The sequence below is a fragment of the Cognatundibacterium jejuense genome (assembly GCF_014284255.1).
Classification (GTDB): Bacteria; Pseudomonadota; Gammaproteobacteria; order Burkholderiales; family Burkholderiaceae_D; genus Undibacterium; species Undibacterium jejuense.
Window position 1 is genome coordinate 210,802 of the sequence record NZ_JACOFV010000002.1, and the last position, 17,438, is coordinate 228,239.

At 46.6% G+C, this 17,438-nt stretch carries 15 protein-coding genes; 1 reads left to right on the plus strand and 14 read right to left on the minus strand.

The genetic code is table 11. From position 1 onward, the window contains the following. Positions 1–5: 5 nt before the first annotated feature. The 4 genes from H8K32_RS03360 to H8K32_RS03375 all read right to left on the minus strand — a co-directional run bounded on the left by H8K32_RS03360 (position 6) and on the right by H8K32_RS03375 (position 5,702). Positions 6–2,420 carry a 3-hydroxyacyl-CoA dehydrogenase/enoyl-CoA hydratase family protein gene (locus H8K32_RS03360; RefSeq protein WP_186911065.1) on the minus strand — a complete coding sequence of 805 codons (2,415 nt, stop codon included), beginning with the start codon at positions 2,418–2,420 and terminating at the stop codon, positions 6–8. 98 nt (positions 2,421–2,518) lie between these two features. Then, a complete protein-coding gene (locus H8K32_RS03365) occupies positions 2,519–4,309 on the minus strand; it encodes an acyl-CoA dehydrogenase C-terminal domain-containing protein (protein WP_186911066.1) in 1,791 nt (596 codons plus the stop codon). Between the two features lie 70 nt (positions 4,310–4,379). Beyond that, the gene (locus H8K32_RS03370; protein ID WP_186911241.1) at positions 4,380–4,979 is read right to left on the minus strand and encodes a TetR/AcrR family transcriptional regulator; all 600 of its coding nucleotides are present in this window, start codon (positions 4,977–4,979) and stop codon (positions 4,380–4,382) included. 345 nt (positions 4,980–5,324) lie between these two features. Further along, positions 5,325–5,702 carry an RNA-binding S4 domain-containing protein gene (locus H8K32_RS03375; protein ID WP_186911067.1) on the minus strand — a complete coding sequence of 126 codons (378 nt, stop codon included), beginning with the start codon at positions 5,700–5,702 and terminating at the stop codon, positions 5,325–5,327. Positions 5,703–6,206: 504 nt separating this feature from the next. On the opposite strand from H8K32_RS03375, the gene H8K32_RS03380 reads away from it, so the two are divergent. Beyond that, positions 6,207–7,928, plus strand: coding sequence for a sensor domain-containing protein (locus H8K32_RS03380; protein WP_222613004.1), 1,722 nt, complete (start codon positions 6,207–6,209; stop codon positions 7,926–7,928). A 20-nt stretch (positions 7,929–7,948) separates the two neighbouring features. Here the strand turns inward: H8K32_RS03380 and H8K32_RS03385 are convergent, their stop codons facing one another. The 10 genes from H8K32_RS03385 to H8K32_RS03430 form a co-directional block, all read right to left on the minus strand. Next, on the minus strand, positions 7,949–9,112 hold the full coding sequence (locus H8K32_RS03385) for a phospholipase D-like domain-containing protein (RefSeq protein ID WP_186911069.1): 1,164 nt from the start codon (positions 9,110–9,112) through the stop codon (positions 7,949–7,951). A 3-nt stretch (positions 9,113–9,115) separates the two neighbouring features. Further along, positions 9,116–9,940 (minus strand): endonuclease/exonuclease/phosphatase family protein, encoded by an 825-nt coding sequence (locus H8K32_RS03390; protein ID WP_186911070.1) that lies wholly within the window; start codon positions 9,938–9,940, stop codon positions 9,116–9,118. Positions 9,941–9,968: 28 nt separating this feature from the next. Next, positions 9,969–10,412: a dihydroneopterin triphosphate diphosphatase gene (gene nudB, locus H8K32_RS03395; protein WP_186911071.1), complete on the minus strand. Its 444-nt coding sequence runs from the start codon at positions 10,410–10,412 to the stop codon at positions 9,969–9,971. A 185-nt stretch (positions 10,413–10,597) separates the two neighbouring features. Continuing rightward, complete coding sequence (locus H8K32_RS03400; protein WP_186911072.1) at positions 10,598–11,080, minus strand: cache domain-containing protein; 483 nt, start codon at positions 11,078–11,080, stop codon at positions 10,598–10,600. A 273-nt stretch (positions 11,081–11,353) separates the two neighbouring features. Then, complete coding sequence (locus tag H8K32_RS03405; RefSeq protein ID WP_390312877.1) at positions 11,354–12,094, minus strand: CsgG/HfaB family protein; 741 nt, start codon at positions 12,092–12,094, stop codon at positions 11,354–11,356. A 272-nt stretch (positions 12,095–12,366) separates the two neighbouring features. Then, the gene (gene aspS / locus H8K32_RS03410) at positions 12,367–14,172 is read right to left on the minus strand and encodes an aspartate--tRNA ligase (RefSeq protein WP_186911074.1); all 1,806 of its coding nucleotides are present in this window, start codon (positions 14,170–14,172) and stop codon (positions 12,367–12,369) included. 70 nt (positions 14,173–14,242) lie between these two features. Beyond that, positions 14,243–14,845, minus strand: coding sequence for a DUF502 domain-containing protein (locus H8K32_RS03415; RefSeq protein WP_186911075.1), 603 nt, complete (start codon positions 14,843–14,845; stop codon positions 14,243–14,245). Between the two features lie 47 nt (positions 14,846–14,892). After that, a complete protein-coding gene (locus H8K32_RS03420) occupies positions 14,893–15,219 on the minus strand; it encodes an FmdB family zinc ribbon protein (RefSeq protein WP_186911076.1) in 327 nt (108 codons plus the stop codon). Positions 15,220–15,298: 79 nt separating this feature from the next. Then, positions 15,299–16,723, minus strand: coding sequence for a high affinity choline transporter 1 (locus H8K32_RS03425; protein WP_186911077.1), 1,425 nt, complete (start codon positions 16,721–16,723; stop codon positions 15,299–15,301). 403 nt (positions 16,724–17,126) lie between these two features. Continuing rightward, positions 17,127–17,432: a hypothetical protein gene (locus H8K32_RS03430; protein ID WP_186911078.1), complete on the minus strand. Its 306-nt coding sequence runs from the start codon at positions 17,430–17,432 to the stop codon at positions 17,127–17,129. Positions 17,433–17,438: the final 6 nt, after the last annotated feature.

Sequence of the window (17,438 nt, forward strand, 5' to 3'; positions counted from 1 at the left end):
TCCGATTAGTTACGTACTGGCTTGCCAGTTTGCATCATGCCCATGATGCGCTCTTGTGTTTTTGGATGGTTCAGCAATTCCATAAACGCTTTACGCTCCATGTCGAGCAACCATTGTTCGCTGACCAGGCTGCCATTGTCGATGTCGCCACCGCAAACAACTTCTGCAATCATTTTGCCGAGTTTGTAATCGTGGGCAGAAATAAAGCCACCGTCACGCATATTGATCAATTGCGCAGAAATCGTCGCAATACCATGACGACCAGTCACCGGTACCAGTTTCTTCATTGGTGCACGATAACCAGCGTCAAACATGGCGCGGGCTTCTACTTTTGCTACATGCAACAACTCGTATGGGTTGAATACAATCACATCGTTCTCGGACAGGTAACCCATTTTCTTCGCTTCGAGCGCAGATTTGGAAACGGCTGCTGTCGCTGCGTTCATGAAGTAGTTTTTCAGGAACTGCAACAAATCAGTACCTTTGGCATCCGCTGCTGCGCGAACTGCCGCTTCTTTCAAACCACCACCACCAGGAACCAGGCCAACACCCACTTCAACCAAACCAATGTAGGATTCGATCGATGCCACGCGTTTTGCTGCGTGCATCAACAATTCGCAACCGCCGCCCAATGCCAGACCAGAAACCGCTGCCACGACTGGGATATTCGCGTATTTCAATGCCTGATGTGCGTCTTGCAAACGTGAGATTGCTGGTTCGATCGCTTTCACGCCACCGGACATAAACAATGGCAACATCGCTTGCAAATCAGCGCCAGCAGAGAATGCGCCACCGTCTGCAGCGTCAGCACTCCAGATGACCAGACCTTTGTAATTTTTCTCGGCTTCGGCAATCGCTTTTTCCATGCCTTCGATCACGCCAGGGCCAATCACGTGCATCTTGGTTTTCAAGGACAAAATCAGCACGTCATCACGTTGTGCTTCTGTACCTTGATGCCAGATGCGGACAGACTCATCTTCAAAGAAGGTTGTGCCAGCGTTTGCGCCAGTCGCTTCACCCGTACCCAGAACTGGTGCACGGAACGCCTGACGGTCGTAAACCGCCAGATTGGAGCGTGGAACAAATGTGGATTTGCTTGCGGACCAGGAACCTGCGGAGGTATGTACACCACCGTTTTGCGCAACAGCACTGTCAAATACCCAGCTTGGCAATGGTGTATTGCACAATGCTTTACCAGCGTCGATATCTTCTTTCACCCAGTTAGCGACTTCAGCCCAACCTGATGCTTGCCATGTTTCGAATGGACCAACATTCCAGCCAAAACCCCAGCGCATCGCGAAATCGATGTCACGTGCGTTGTCAGCAATCGTTGCGCCATGAACGGCGATGTAATGGAACGCGTCACGGAAAATCGCCCACAAGAATTGCGCTTGTACGTGCGTCGATTCACGCAAAGTCTTCATTTTCTTGACTGGGTCTTTTTCTTTCAACATACGTGCAACGACGTCGTCAGCTTTAGCACCGCCAGTCACGTATTGCGCTGTCGCGAAGTCCAGACGTTGAATGTCTTTACCTACTTTTTTGTAGAAACCTGCGCCAGTTTTAGAACCTAATGCACCTGCTGCAACCAATTTCGCCAAGACGTCAGGTGTTTTGTAGACCGCAAAGAAAGGATCGTCCGCCAGATTGTCTTGCATGGTTTTGATTACATGACCCATGGTGTCGAGACCAACCACGTCTGCAGTACGGAAAGTACCAGAAGAAGCGCGACCCAGCTTTTTACCGGTCAGGTCATCCACAACGTCCACTGTCAAACCGAATTTTTCAGCTTCATGGATCGTCGCCAGCATACCGAAAATACCAACGCGGTTAGCGATGAAGTTCGGTGTATCTTTTGCACGAACAACGCCTTTACCCAAAGAGGTAGTCAGGAAGCCTTCGAGTTGATCGATGATTTCTGGGCGAGTTGCTACGGTTGGGATTAATTCAACCAAGTGCATGTAGCGTGGTGGATTGAAGAAGTGAACGCCGCAGAAACGTGCTTTCAATTCAGCATCAAAGCCGTCAGACAATGCCGTGATGGACAGACCGGAAGTGTTCGACGCAAAAATCGCATTTGGCGCGATGTGCGGAGCAACTTTTTTGTACAGGTCATGTTTCCAGTCCATGCGTTCAGCGATCGCTTCGATAATCAGATCGCAACCAGCCAGCACGTCCAGATTGTCTTCGTAGTTAGCAACTTCGATCAACGCAGCATCATCTTTATTGCCGAGCGGTGCTGGATTGAGTTTTTTCAGGTTTTCGATAGCACGCAAAACGATGCCGTTTTTTGGACCTTCTTTTGCTGGCAAGTCGAACAGAACGACAGGTACTTTAGCATTAATGCAATGCGCAGCAATTTGCGCACCCATCACGCCGGCGCCGAGCACGGCGACTTTTTTTACGATGAAATTGGTCATGGCTTTTCCTTGTTTTAGTCTCAGGCGCCCAGGAAACGCTATGCGCTCCTGTCAGCCTGAGAGTCAAGGTGCGCAAGCGCACCCTACGGTTACTTACATCAGAACAAATCAGCTTCGAGGGACAGCAAATTGGCAGAGCCAGAACGTGCCTGACGAATCAACATCGCTGTTTCTGGGTACAAACGTGCAAAGTAGAAACGAGCAGTCGCTAATTTTGCTTTGTAGAATGTATCGCCAGATGCTTCTTTTTCAAGTGCAATTTTTGCCATTTGAGCAAAGAAATAGCTGTACACCATATGTCCGACAACGCGCAGGTAAGGAACGGCCGCAGCGCCCACTTCGTCAGGATTCTGGAATGCTTTCATACCAATTTCCATGGTCAACTTAGTGACTTTGTCGCCTAATTCAGCCAATGGTGTAACGAATTCAGACATCGCTTCATTAGTGCCATTCGCCTCGACGAAGGCTTGTACTTTGGCGCCAAATTTACGCAGCTTTGCACCGTTGTCCATCAAGATCTTACGGCCTAACAAATCCAGCGACTGCACAGTGTTTGTACCTTCGTAAATCATGTTGATACGCGCGTCACGAACATATTGTTCCATGCCCCATTCAGCGATAAAGCCATGGCCGCCATAAACTTGCAGACATTCAGAAGTTGCTGTCCATGCATTGTCAGTGATAAAGGCTTTGATCACTGGTGTCAGTAACGCAACTTCATCAGCGCAATCTTTGCGAACTTGTTCATCAGGGTGATTCAATTCTTTATCCAGTTGCAGAGCAACGTAGGAACAGAAAGCACGTGCACCTTCAGCGTACGCTTTTGCTGTCAACAACATGCGACGTACGTCAGCGTGAACGATAATCGGATCAGCTGGTTTTTCTGGTGCTTTAGGACCAGACAAGCTGCGCATCTGGATACGGTCTTTTGCATAGACCAACGCGTTTTGGTAAGCCACTTCAGTCAGACCCAGACCTTGCATACCAACACCCAGACGTGCTGCGTTCATGAACACGAACATCGCATTCAGGCCTTTGTGCGGGCCACCAATCAACCAGCCAGTCGCGCCATCCAGATTCATCTGGCATGTGGAGTTACCGTGGATGCCCATTTTTTCTTCGATCGCGCCGCAGAAAATCGGGTTGCGTGCACCGTTCGTTCCATCTGCATTTGGCAGGAACTTAGGAACGATGAACAAGGAAATACCTTTTGAACCTTCTGGTGCGCCTGGCAAACGTGCCAGCACCAGATGGACGATGTTGTCAGACATATCGTGCTCACCAGCGGAGATGAAAATCTTCGCGCCGTTGATTTTGTAGGTGCCGTCTGCTTGTGGTTCAGCTTTGGAACGCAGCATACCCAAGTCAGTACCGCAATGTGGCTCAGTCAGGCACATAGTACCTGTCCACTCGCCAGAGATCAGTTTAGGCAAGTACAAGGATTTTTGCTCGTCAGTACCATGCTCATGGATACATTCGTAAGCACCGTGCGACAAGCCTGGGTACATGGTCCATGCCTGATTCGCAGAATTCATCATTTCGTAGAATGAATTGTTCACGACGAGTGGCAAGCCTTGCCCGCCGAAATCCGGGTCGCAAGACAATGCAGGCCAGCCCGCTTCTACATATTGTTTGTAGGCTTCTTTAAAGCCTTTTGGTGTGGTGACTGTGTGGTTAGTCTTGTCGTGATGGCAGCCTTCGCGATCACCAGAATGGTTCAATGGGAACAAGACTTCGGAAGTGAATTTGCCGCCTTCTTCCAGAATTTGGTTGATGATGTCAGCATCGACGTCAGCATGCTTAGGCAATTGCTTAAGTTCCGATTCAACATTCAATAATTCATGCAACACGAACTGCATATCACGCAATGGAGCGATATATTGACCCATGATTTTCTCCTGACGGCAAAGTTAAACTAGATAAGGAAACAGATATTTCAAAAATAACGACGGCCCTGCATTAACCCGCTATGACCGGCGCGTAATATTCGATCATTCGTTCAAAACCAGCTTGTGCTCTGTCTACGCTACCTGGTTTGCGCAAGAAACGCGCATCATGGTGCAAAGCCAGTATCAAGCCGTACATTTCATACACAATCTGGTCAGCGTCGACATCCTGGCGCAAATGGCCAAGTTGTATCGCCTGGCTGGCAGCACGCTGTAATGCCCCCTGCCATGCTTTTACCATACCGACCAATTCATCGCGTATCGGGCCCTGCCTATCGTCATACTCGGCAGCACCACTAATATAAATACAACCCGACGCAATCTCGACCGTAACGCGCTTGATCCACAATGCAAACATGGATTGCAAACGCGGTAAACCACGCTCTTCTTTCATGCTTGGATAAAACACCTCTTGTTCGAAGTGATGGTGGTAAAGCTTTAACACTTCGATTTGCAAATCTTCACGCGAACCAAAATGGGCGAACACGCCAGATTTGCTCATGTTCATTTTGTCGGCCAGCAAGCCTATAGTGAGCCCCTCTATACCGTCGCGACTGGCGGCGTCGAGTGCTACGTCCAGAATGGCTGCGCGGGTCAACTCCCCTTTACGCATGAATTTCGATGTCATATTCATATTACTGTATCTATATTGAAATGCTTCACGTTGACACTAACAACATGCAAACTAGTGAATTAATCGAACGCTCGTACTATTAGCCACGGCGCATTAAAAGTCAAACTGGATTCGCCCTTTAGAGGAGAGTATCTATTTGTTTTCAGATTTGTTTCTTATTAGCAATGTACTTAAAAATCGTTAACCTCAGATGAACTTCATAGTTAATCGGCGCTAAAAGCCATTTTTAAACATCCATGCCTGACACGGCTCCTGGTTTCTGATTCTTGCTATCAACTTAAATATGTTACTTCGTAATAATTGTCTGCCGTGGAAAAGCTTGCCTCAATCCCACGACACATCCAATTGCCGACGATCACGTTTCGTTGGACGCCCTTGAATATGCGCGGTCGGTTCACGGAAATATTTTCTATCTTCCGCCGCTTTTTGGCGCTTTTCTAGGCTTGCCAGGGTTTCTTCGTACATCGTCTGTGCCACTGTTGCGGGACCGCGCACCTCTAATATGCGTAAAACTTTGACCTGCCAGATTTGTTCGCTATGATGAATTTCGATCAGATCACCAATTTTGACGTCATGGGCGGGTTTGACACGCTGCTCGTTTTGCTGGACACGCCCTAAATCAACCGCATGGGTTGCCAGGCTACGGGTTTTAAAAAATCTGGCTGCCCACAGCCACTTATCGATACGGGTGGTGTTGCTCATGGAGACTCACTAACAAATCCAATTATTCAAATTATTCCAATGTTCCGGATTTAATTAACGCACGTTCATTCTATTTTGATGCAATGTATTGCAGGCGCTGGTCAAATACAAGGCATTTATGTTCAAGAAAAGCGATACTGACAGACTATCTGTGTGGCATCGCAGCATTATGGACAATGGACTGAAAAAAGGATGCCTAAAGCATCAAATTTGTACTTGGTTATGCGCATTTGAGCACAAGTGTCAATAATTCAATTGTGTAAATTCAACAACAAAAAATTTCCCCGAACCAATTTCCAGATTATCGTTTGAACGATTCTTACTTGTAGAATTAAATTTATTTTACAATTGTCGCCGCGCCTGTTGTTGCATGTATAGCGACGTTTCCAGGCACTCGATATACGCTATATCTGATTGAAATCGCTCTTTGCGTACAACCAGAAATGTGCGCCGCAGTAAGAATCAGGGGGCAACATGCAGGGAAACGCTGTTCAGAATCTGCTTTTGAACAATATACACATGCCTTTCGATGAGGTTTTGCGGCAGTCCCCCATCGGTATGGCGGTCATCAATTTTGATGGCACTTATGAAGCACTTAACGAAGTGTATTGCAACATCTATGGCTACACCAAAGCGCAAATGCTCGGGCATTGTTTTACGATGGTGTTTAAGCCTGAAGCCCGTGCTTCTGTACTCGAATTACATCAGCGTTTTTTAAAAACTGGCGGAATACTCGGTGGGGAGTGGGAAGTACAACGAGCTGACGGTACAGTCTTACATGTTATCAGTGAATCAGCACAAGTTCCAGGCATCGACGGTACGATGCGGAGACTGGTTTATGTTACTGACATCACCACCAGAAAAAAAATTGAACGCGACTTAGAGGCCTCACATTTATTTGTTCACTCCGTTTTGGATGCGCTGCCAGCGCAGATTTGTGTGCTTGATGAGAAGGGCATCATACTTTCAGCAAATAGTGCCTGGATCAATTTTTTGATCTCTAATGGTGGCAACCCTGAGATTCTGCTTAAGCAAACTAGTTACCTCGATTTATGCAAACCAGATGCAAAAGTGACTAACAAAGGTTCTTTAGAGGCAGAACTATTTTATGAAAAATTACTAGAAGTACTTGCTGGCGATAATAATTATTTTGAAATTGAATATCCATCTCATCTGCCCGATGAGCGTCGCTGGTTTATCGCAAGGGTAACTCGCATTCCCAGCGCTGAGCCACCAAGAATTATCGTCTCTCATGACAATGTCACAGCTCTCAAGGTCGCACAAGTAGAGTTGCATGAATCGCTGACATTCACGCGCAAGCTCATCAATTCTATGCAAGATGGATTCACCGTTCTTGAACGTAACGGAAGAGCATTGGAAGTGAATCCCGCTTTGTGTCGCATGACAGGTTTTATGGATACAGAACTACTCCGCTCGGGCGCAGGCTTTCCGTACTGGCCGCAAGATGAAAACGATCAATTACAAGCACTACTGCAACGAGTCTTGCAAGGTGCTGAAGGCGAAATTGAAGTCTCGTTGATCAGAAAAAATGGCACACGTTTTCCAGCCAATATGACTTTCTCTTGCGTCAAAGATGAAAATGGCTATCCGATCAATTATATCGCCACCATCAAGGACATCACCGAACGCAAACGGATGGAAGATGACGTGCATCGACTAGCATTTTATGATCCGCTCACCAATCTGCCTAACCGTCGCCTGTTACATGACCGCATAGAACAGAGCATCGCCGCCGGAAAACGCAGTGGCAATCACGCCGCGCTACTAATGATTGATCTGGATAATTTTAAGCCACTCAATGATAATTTTGGACACGATGTAGGCGATTTATTGTTGATCGAAGTCGCCAGCAGATTGCGGTCTTGCGTCAGAGAAATCGACACCGTAGCGCGTTTTGGTGGAGATGAATTTGTCGTTATCATCAGCGAGTTACAATCAGAAAGCGGGAACTCGAAAAATCAGGTCACGGTAATCGCCGAAAAAATCCGTAACGCCTTATGTACGCCTTATATGTTACCAATTCAATACGACGGCAAACCCGAATATATAGAACACAGATGTTCCGCCAGCATTGGTGTTGCCCTGTTCAATTCACATAATACGACTGAGACGCAGGTCATGAAATGGGCAGATAAAGCGATGTATCAAGCCAAAGATGATGGTCGCAATTTGATTCGCTTTTATGTTGCACCGAGCCTGCAATAGCAGGTGACGATCAGTGAAAATCAGCCGTAACTTCCAAATGTGGCAAGGCGCATCAATGCGCGGTACACAAGATAAGCCGTGCCGTACCATGCACGTTTGTACCACGCTTGATTAACATAATCTTCTATAAATACTTCAACACCATCGGCGACGCCACGCTGCAGTTCAGCGCTTAACTTTGCAGTAAACGCCTTGTCATGAATGACGATGTTTGCTTCGTGATTGACAAATAAACTCAATCCATCAAAGTTACTCGACCCCACCGTTGCCCAGTCATTATCTACTACTGCAACTTTGGCATGTAATTGCGTTTTTCGGTACTCGACGATGCGTACACCTTGTCTGAGCAACTTTGGATAATACGAATGTGCTACCGCGTCTTGCAATACAAATTGTCCGACGCCGATCAGTAGCACCACTTCAACCCCGCGCGAAGCTGCGGCAATCAGGGCACGCCTGAATTTGCGACCAGGTGCAAAATAAGGCGTGACCAGAATCGCATGTTGATGTGCATTTCCTAATGCATGTAAATACGCTTTTTGAATGGTGGCGCGATTACGCAAGTTATCCCGCACCAATAAGGCTGCGCGGCTTAAGGATGAGTCTGAAATATGCGCTTCTTCGTTCAGGTTACGTAAAAGAGCGATTCTGGAAAGTAAACCAAGGCGCCCGGTTTTCCGCCATTGGGCCTCCACTTCCAGATGGACATGGGCGACCAAAGGCCCTTGAATTTGTACCGCAAAATCCCAACGGGGAAACGGTAATACATGCTCCCAGCCGTCATCAGAAATATGATCATCGATGATATTTAAACCACCCACCATCGCCACTTTTTGATCGATCACCGAAATTTTTCTGTGCGTACGCGCAAGACCTCGTCGGAACCATCGGTTAAAACAACGACATTGAACTCCACCCGCAATAAGTATCTGGCTTAACTGCAGCGCTTTTTCACGCCCACTTCCCAGCCAATCGATGACCACCCTGACCACAACACCGCGCAAAGCAGCCGCAATTAAGGCATCACGTACCAATGAGGCAGTCGCATCATGAGAAAAGATGTACGTTTCCAGATAAATTTCGCGTTGTGCAGATTCAATCGCTTGAAGTAAGGAAGCAAAGTATTCTCCGCCACAGTGCAAAAGTTGCACATCGTTGCCATCAACGTATTGGAGTTTCCCCATAATTTAATTTTCTGGCGTGAATGACTGTGGGAGAAGCAATTCAAGATTTGCCATAATTGGTACATGATCAGACAAGGTATTCCATGGAGCACCTTTGAGGACTGATACCTGCTCAAGTTGAAACCCGCGTATATACACTCTGTCAAGAGATAAACATGGGAATCCCGCAGGAAAGGTTCGTGCGTGCATCGTGCGAGACGGCAAGAAAATATCGCCCAGACCGCGACGAAGAAGCGATCCAGGTTGTTGCTTTCTGTTGAAATCAAACGCTTCTACGACACCAAGATGCTGGTACAAGGTGGCGCTAAGACGCTGATTCCAGTCGTTAAAATCTCCGGCAATAATCAATGGCGCGTTCGCTGGCGTATCTCTGATGATGGTATCGATTAAAGCTTGTACCTGGCGGCGGCGACTTGCTGCAAACAAGCCAAGATGTATCACGAAACAATGAACATTTGCACCAGCCATATGCACTACGGCATGCAAGATACCGCGCTGCTCATAGGCATGGTCTGACACATCGTGGTTGACATGTGAATTGATTGGATAACGACTCAGTAAGGCATTACCGTGATGCCCATGTTCATAGACCGCATTCATTCCGTAGGCGACATGGTGCGAATCTCCGGCAAGAAATTCGTGCTGACCAGTGATTGGCCATGAAGGATGTCGCTTCGCATGAATGTCATGCTGGCCCTGCACCTCTTGTAAAAAAACCAGATCGGCATTGAGGCTGGCAATAGCCTCTTTCATGCCGTGTATCCGTGCCTGACGCCCAAAAGCACTGACACCTTTATGCATGTTATACGTCGCAATCCGTAATTTCATACGCTCACCTGATGATAGACATTGTCACTCAGATACGGTCCGGCAATTGCAGGATTGCTTCCGCATTGGATGCAGAAAAACATTGATCCGCAGCCTCTTTCCAAGGTAGCCATTGATATTGCAGATGTTCACGCGGAGACAATTGCACGTCCAGACGAGAACTCACACACAAGCCAAAGACATGCTCCGTATTATGCGTGACGCCAGGTGCATAGCGATGCCGCCAAACCGGATATATTTCATAGATGTTTGATGTTTGCCAATTATGTAGTGAAAATTGGCGGGCATCGATACCGGTTTCCTCACCCACTTCTCTGATTGCCGTCTCCAGCACATCTTCATCCGGCGTGTCTTTCGATCCGGTAACCGATTGCCAGAAGCCAGGCTTGTCGGCACGCTCCAACAACAACACATCAAGCTGCGGTGTATAAATAACGACGAGAACTGATTCAGGAATTTTATAAGCAGGCATTTTTAGCAAAATGAAAACGACAGTTTCTACAGTCTGCTATTTTAGCGCCTTTAGTTGATTCCTATTTTTTATCGTTGCATTCACAATCACGAGCAACTGATTTGGCGTTCAGATGACACAAAAAAACCTGCGATCTGAATTAGATAGCAGGCTTTTACGCACTTTGACAGCAATATTAATGTCGTTTATTTTTCGAAATAGGTACCGACACACAACATCGTGTCCCCTGCTCCACGCTCGCAATACGACTTCTTCAACTCATAGGTCTGATTCGCAGGATTGCTAAACTTATAGGGACCATACCACCCCTTAGAAGATGCTTTCACCATGTCTATCATGCCTTTGATAAATGCATTGCCATCGACATCTTTCATTGCAAGCAAATTTTTGCCCACCATCTTTGGCGTCGCTCCCTGCGCAATACAGGTACCGTCAAAGTTATATGCAAAGACATACAAGTCTTTTTCTTTAAACGCGCCATCTGTATGCTCGGTAAAAGCTTTATAAGCCTTCTCCGGCCCGGCGGACTTCACTAGCGCAACAGCTTTTTTAACCATGTCCTGCGCTTCAGCTTCTGTTCCGTGCTCTGCGGCCATAGCAGAAGCAGAACACATCATCGTCAGAAAAACGGTAGCAAGCCCCAGTTGAATACGAGTTTGTTGTTTCATACTATTTCCTCAAAAAGAAAAACAATAGACCAAACATTGATTAGTTTCGTTATAGCATGCCAGGCGTGCAATGAACGCGATGACACTAAAATTGACAGATTTTTCGATGCTGCTTTGCAGCTATTTTCTAAGCATAAGTATGAAATAGCACCTTGAAATGTCTGTGTGCTTACGCACCAAGTTTGATAAAAAACTGTTGTAAATGAAACGCTTTTAAAAGAAAAAGAGCTTGTCGTAACAAGCTCCTTTTATCTCAGATCACAATTTCGACAATTATTTCACCGGCACGGCGGGAGGCAATTCTTTGCTTTGCAACTGACGGACCTGTGTCACCAATTTATTATGCGCATCGAGAAATGCGGCAACGATCACCTTCGCTTCATTGGTGTTACTCCAGCCAGCGCCCAGACCACCGCCAGCGCCACCAAAACTCAAACCTCCAAGACCCAGATCGGTCGTTCTGGCAGAACCAGTTGATGCAGCGATTTGCTCTGTCGTTTCATTGTCGGTCAACAGCAAAGCAACTTGTGCCTCTTTCAAGGTAACTTTTTCGGCATAGCCGGTCAGATTTTTGAGTACAGGGATCATTCCCAATAATGCAGTAATGCCGCCGCCAGCCTTGTTTTCTGAGAATGTCAAACTTGGTGTCATCGTGTACTGCGCTTCGTAGCCATTGCCTTTGTGGACAGTGCTATTTTTACGAATAATGCCCTGGTCCTGCAAGCTTTGTTCCTGCACAACAGCCTTCAATCCGGCAGCACGATCAACCACGCGGAAGCAGCCGCTTTGTTGCGCCAGCAAACGGATCAAAGGAACCGGTGATTGCGGTAAATTGTATTGTGACAGCACGGTATAGCCGTTCGGGTTTTCGACCAGCGCCAAAGTGGCAACTGGCGCGTCACATTTAACCAGCGTTTTACTCGCACCCTTGGCACCAGCCGGACCGGCTGAACCCGTAACTTCTGATGATCCTTGTCCTAATTCAGTCTTCTTTTCGCCACATGCTGTGAGCATGAGTGTCGCCACGGACAGGGCAAGAAATACGTTCTTTTGATGTTTGGATACGCAAAATTTCATAGACTACATCTCACAATGTAAAGAAAATTAGATGCGCTAAATTACACGAATTCGATTCGCCTTGTTTGAAAAATATGTAAAAATTGTAACAAATTTTACATCTAGCGCTTGTCTTTTTTAATACTCGTTGCAACTGATTTACATAATAAAAAAGCGAAGCCGCAGCTTCGCTTTTTTTAATCATGCTAACGACATTGATGCAATGCGTATTAAGCCTTGATAGCTGGCTCTGTCGCGCGCAAACGAATATGCAATTCGCGCAATTGTTTTTCATCAACAGCGGAAGGCGCTTGCGTCAACAAACACTGTGCACGTTGCGTTTTCGGGAACGCAATCACATCACGAATCGATTCAGCACCAGTCATCATCGTAACAATACGATCCAGACCGAATGCCAGACCACCATGTGGAGGCGCGCCGTATTGCAATGCATCGAGCAAGAAACCGAATTTCAGACGTTGTTCATCTTCGCTGATTTTCAGCGCATTAAATACTTTCGCTTGTACATCAGCGCGGTGAATACGTACAGAACCACCACCCAACTCCCAACCGTTCAACACCATATCGTAGGCTTTAGCGATACATTTGCCCGGATCGGTTTCCATCAAGTCTTCATGACCGTCTTTTGGTGCTGTGAACGGATGGTGAGTTGCAGACCAACGATCGTTTTCTTCATCGTGTTCAAACATTGGGAAGTCGATCACCCACAATGGACGCCATGCGTCTTCAAACAAGCCATTCGCTTTACCGAATTCACTATGTCCGATCTTCACGCGCAACGCGCCGATCGCGTCATTGACCACTTTCGCTTTATCCGCACCGAAGAAAATCAAGTCGCCGTCTTGCGCGCCTGTTTTTTCCAGAATTTGTGCTAATGCTGCGTCATGGATATTTTTAACGATAGGTGACTGCAAGCCATCACGGCCTTTTGCCAATTCATTGACCTTGATGTAAGCCAGACCTTTAGCGCCGTAGATCGCAACAAATTGCGTGTAAGCATCGATTTCAGAACGTGGCATGTTGGACCCACCTGGTACACGCATACCAACCACGCGACCATTGACCATGTTCGCTGCACCAGAGAAGACTTTGAAATCAACGTCTTTCATCACGTCAGTCAATTCTGTGAATTGCAACTTCACGCGCATGTCTGGTTTATCGGAACCGTACAAGCCCATTGCTTCCGCAAATTCCATGACTGGGAATGGGTTAGGCAAATCAATATCCAGGGTATTTTTGAATACCAGACGAATCATGTTTTCAAACATGTCACGAATCTCTTGCTCGGACATGAATGAAGTTTCGCAATCGATCTGGGTAAATTCTGGCTGACGGTCAGCACGCAAATCTTCATCGCGGAAGCATTTGGTGATTTGGTAGTAACGGTCAAAGTTTGCGACCATCAACAATTGTTTGAACAACTGTGGAGATTGTGGCAAAGCGAAAAATTCTCCAGCGTTCACACGGGATGGCACCAGATAGTCACGCGCACCTTCTGGCGTGGATTTAGTCAACATCGGTGTTTCGATATCGATAAAGCCATTCGCATCGAGGAACTTACGCACTTCCATTGCTACTTTATAACGCAGACGTAAGTTGTTTTGCATTTGCGGACGACGCAAATCCAATACGCGATGAGTCAGGCGAGTTGTTTCAGACAAATTGTCATCATCCAATTGGAACGGTGGCGTGACGGACGGGTTCAGGATTTCAACGTTATGCGCCAGCACTTCAATTTTGCCGGACTTCAGATTAGCGTTACCAGTACCATCAGGACGGGCACGAACCAAGCCAGTGATGCGTAAGCAGAATTCGTTACGCACTGATTCGGCAGCAGCAAAAACGTCGGCACGATCTGGATCGCAAACCACCTGTACCAGGCCTTCACGATCACGCAGATCAATAAAAATCACACCGCCGTGATCTCGACGACGATGCACCCAGCCGCACAGGCTGACGGTTTGGCCGAGTAATTCCTCAGTAGTGAGGCCGCAGTAATGGGTACGCATGGACATATTTCTTACCTGTCTGTATTCAAAATTAAAAATGGTTTGATAGGGTCAATTGGGTCAATTAAGCTATCAATTATTTTGGTGGGAGATGCTCGGGAGCCACCACGCCCATGGAAACGATGTATTTCAGTGCAGCATCGACACTCATATCCAGTTCAATGGCATCTTTCTTTGGCACCATTAAAAAGAAGCCAGAAGTTGGATTAGGCGTCGTCGGTACATACACGCTCACAAATTCGCCTTGTAAGTGATTGACCACATCACCGCCTGGCACGCCGGTCAAAAAGCCTATCGTCCAGGAACCCTGACGCGGATATTCAATTAAGACCGCCTTACGAAACGCATTTCCCGAAGACGAAAACAAGGTATCCGAGACTTGTTTAACACTAGAATAAATCGAATTAACGATAGGAATGCGATTTAACAAAGCCTCCCAGAGCCGCACAACATAATTGCCAATAAAATTTTGTGCCAGCAAACCAGTCACAAAAACGATCAGCAAAGTCAGGATAGTTCCTAATCCGAGAAACTGAAAACCGACTAACTTCTCGGGACGCCACTCGGGTGGCAATAACAGCAAGGATTGATCCATCGTGCTAATCACCGCATGTAGCACCCATGCTGTGATAGCCAAAGGTACCAGGATCAATAAGCCAGTAATAAAATATTTACGCATGACGATGATTTCTTTGGTAAGTGGATCGGGCTTGCTTGGTCAACATCTTAGTCAGCATTACCAGCAGATATCACTGGTGCACTGGCAGGTGCAGGAGCAGTTGTAGTTGCGGCAGCCGTTGCCGAATTACCAGTTGCGTCAGTTGACGCCACGGCAGGTGCCGGCGTACCGGTCGTCGCTGCAGAGCCAGATCCGCCACGAAAATCAGTGACATACCAGCCCGAACCTTTTAACTGAAAACCAGCAGCAGTCACCTGCTTCTTGAATGCGGATTTGCCACAAGACGGACATTCCGTCAAAGGATCGTCGGAAATTTTTTGCAATACATCTTTGGCAAAACCACACTCTTCACAACGGTAAGCGTAAATCGGCATACTCTCGCCCTAAAAAAACTGATAAAACCCTGAATTATAAAGGGTTTCAGTCAAGATTTGCGCATCGCATCAAAAGCTTTCAGGCAGCGATTGATTTTCGTGAGTATTGTGGCAACAATGACCCCAACACCATTCCGACCGCGCTCATCACTAAACCTACTAACTGTGGCGGCCAGTAACCATCCGGGGCAATAACTTCCAACGTGATCCAGAAGCTAATACCAAAGAGTATCGACACCAGCCCACCCTGTGCCGTTGACCGCTTCCAATACAATCCAAACGCCAGAGGTACAAATGCTGCCACTAAGGTAATTTTGTAGGCGTTTTCAACCATCTTATAAATACTGGACTCTGTATTCATAGCAAACATGGTCACAATTGCGGTAAATACAAGCACGACAATTCGCATCATGCGTAAAAATTGTTTGTCGGTCTGTTTCGGGAAAAACGGTTTCATGATGTTTTCCGAAAAAGTGACTGATGGCGCCAATAAAGTTGCACTAGCACAACTTTTAATTGCCGACAGTAAAGCGCCAAAAAACATCACCTGCGCCAACATCGGTACTTTCGTCATGATCAAGGTCGGCAAGATTAATTGCGAATCCTTGTCGATCAGACTATTCACCATTCCCGGATCGATCAGTGTGGCTGAATAAGCCAGGAACATAGGAATGAACGCAAAACAAAAATAAAGCACGCCACCGAGAATAGACGCATTTCCAGCAATTTTTTCATTTTTGGAAGAAGCGACGCGCTGAAAAACGTCTTGCTGGGGAATGGAACCCAACATCATGGTAATCCACGCAGCAAAGAACCACAGCATCTCCCGCCCTTCAGGCTTGGGCCAGAATTCAAACTTACCGGCGTTGGCAGCATGCGAGATCACAGCACCAGCACCGCCGACCATCCCAGACACTTCCCAGCCGATATAAACCATCCCGACGACAATGATGATCATTTGTAAAAAATCAGTGATCGCTACCGACCACATGCCACCCATCAGTGTATAGATCAGCACACTTGCAGCGCCAATAATCATGCCGGTATTCATTTCAATATAGCCACCGGAAACGACATTGAATACAAGACCCAATGCTTTAATCTGTGCGGCAACCCAACCCAGATACGACACCACAATGCAAAGGGTGACCAAAATCTCTACGGTACGGCCGAACTTGTTTCTATAGTAATCACCAATCGTCAGCAAATTCATGCGATACAAAGGTTTAGCAAAAAACAAACCGACCAGCACCAGACACAAAGAAGAGCCAAATGGATCGGCGACAACGCCTTTAAAGCCTTCTTTGACAAAGGTGGACGAGATTCCCAATACCGCTTCCGATCCAAACCAGGTGGCAAATACTGTCGCCGTCACTACATACATAGGCAATGAACGACCAGCCACCGCATAGTCTTTGGAGTTATTCACATAGCGGGCTGCATACAAGCCAATACCGACCGAGATAACCCAATACAGAATGACGAACCAAATGAGTGTGTTCATGAATTAATGAATGCAAGAAGGTCAATAAAAAAACCCGCAAAGTTCTTATGCGGGTATTCCACGGGCTTGGTCGAGAAAATTGCAACTGGATAAGCTGCAAACAGACATCCGCTTACTGAAGGTTCAGAAGCTAATATCGCCTGTATTTAACGATGTTCCCCCAATAATTGCAGGAGTTTGAAGGAGAAATTCGCCTCGCGCAATAGAATTCGGGCAAAATTTTAGGGGACTTAATCGAGTAGAAATGGCATAACAAAATCAAGATGCTGCCTGATTGTTGCCTGACAGAATAAAAGTGTTCTTTTTATTAATCAGGATCAAGGAATTTTATGCCTCAGGAAGCCTTAGTTAGCTTGCGATTTACTGATATTTTGAAGCATATTTCCGACGAAAAAAAATTTCCTCAGTCGGCACGAATGTAGTTATGACACATGTTGACCAACTGTGAAAATTGCGCTGCATCCCGACGATTACGCAAAATATCCATGACTTCCAGAATTTGAGTGCGTGACGGAATGATTTCCATGACGCTATTGCACATCCACCCGATCAATAAAGGAGCAAGTGTGTCTCTGCTAAGGGTGGCGACTTCTTTACGGGTCGGAACGTAAAAGTGAAAATGGTATTTCTTTTGCCTTTTTGCCGTTTTTTCTGCCGCTTTTATCGATGAATCAGGCATACCAAAACGGTCTTGCTGATTATTCTTCATTACTAT

What these genes read in the sequence shown, in the direction of transcription:
- H8K32_RS03360 (WP_186911065.1), bottom strand. Translation starts at nt 2,420, where the DNA reads ATGACCAATTTCATCGTAAAAAAAGTCGCCGTGCTCGGCGCCGGCGTG.
- H8K32_RS03365 (WP_186911066.1), bottom strand. Translation starts at nt 4,309, where the DNA reads ATGGGTCAATATATCGCTCCATTGCGTGATATGCAGTTCGTGTTGCAT.
- H8K32_RS03370 (WP_186911241.1), bottom strand. Translation starts at nt 4,979, where the DNA reads ATGCGTAAAGGGGAGTTGACCCGCGCAGCCATTCTGGACGTAGCACTC.
- H8K32_RS03375 (WP_186911067.1), bottom strand. Translation starts at nt 5,702, where the DNA reads ATGAGCAACACCACCCGTATCGATAAGTGGCTGTGGGCAGCCAGATTT.
- H8K32_RS03385 (WP_186911069.1), bottom strand. Translation starts at nt 9,112, where the DNA reads ATGGGGAAACTCCAATACGTTGATGGCAACGATGTGCAACTTTTGCAC.
- H8K32_RS03390 (WP_186911070.1), bottom strand. Translation starts at nt 9,940, where the DNA reads ATGAAATTACGGATTGCGACGTATAACATGCATAAAGGTGTCAGTGCT.
- nudB (WP_186911071.1), bottom strand. Translation starts at nt 10,412, where the DNA reads ATGCCTGCTTATAAAATTCCTGAATCAGTTCTCGTCGTTATTTATACA.
- H8K32_RS03400 (WP_186911072.1), bottom strand. Translation starts at nt 11,080, where the DNA reads ATGAAACAACAAACTCGTATTCAACTGGGGCTTGCTACCGTTTTTCTG.
- H8K32_RS03405 (WP_390312877.1), bottom strand. Translation starts at nt 12,094, where the DNA reads ATGCTCACAGCATGTGGCGAAAAGAAGACTGAATTAGGACAAGGATCA.
- aspS (WP_186911074.1), bottom strand. Translation starts at nt 14,172, where the DNA reads ATGTCCATGCGTACCCATTACTGCGGCCTCACTACTGAGGAATTACTC.
- H8K32_RS03415 (WP_186911075.1), bottom strand. Translation starts at nt 14,845, where the DNA reads ATGCGTAAATATTTTATTACTGGCTTATTGATCCTGGTACCTTTGGCT.
- H8K32_RS03420 (WP_186911076.1), bottom strand. Translation starts at nt 15,219, where the DNA reads ATGCCGATTTACGCTTACCGTTGTGAAGAGTGTGGTTTTGCCAAAGAT.
- H8K32_RS03425 (WP_186911077.1), bottom strand. Translation starts at nt 16,723, where the DNA reads ATGAACACACTCATTTGGTTCGTCATTCTGTATTGGGTTATCTCGGTC.
- H8K32_RS03430 (WP_186911078.1), bottom strand. Translation starts at nt 17,432, where the DNA reads ATGAAGAATAATCAGCAAGACCGTTTTGGTATGCCTGATTCATCGATA.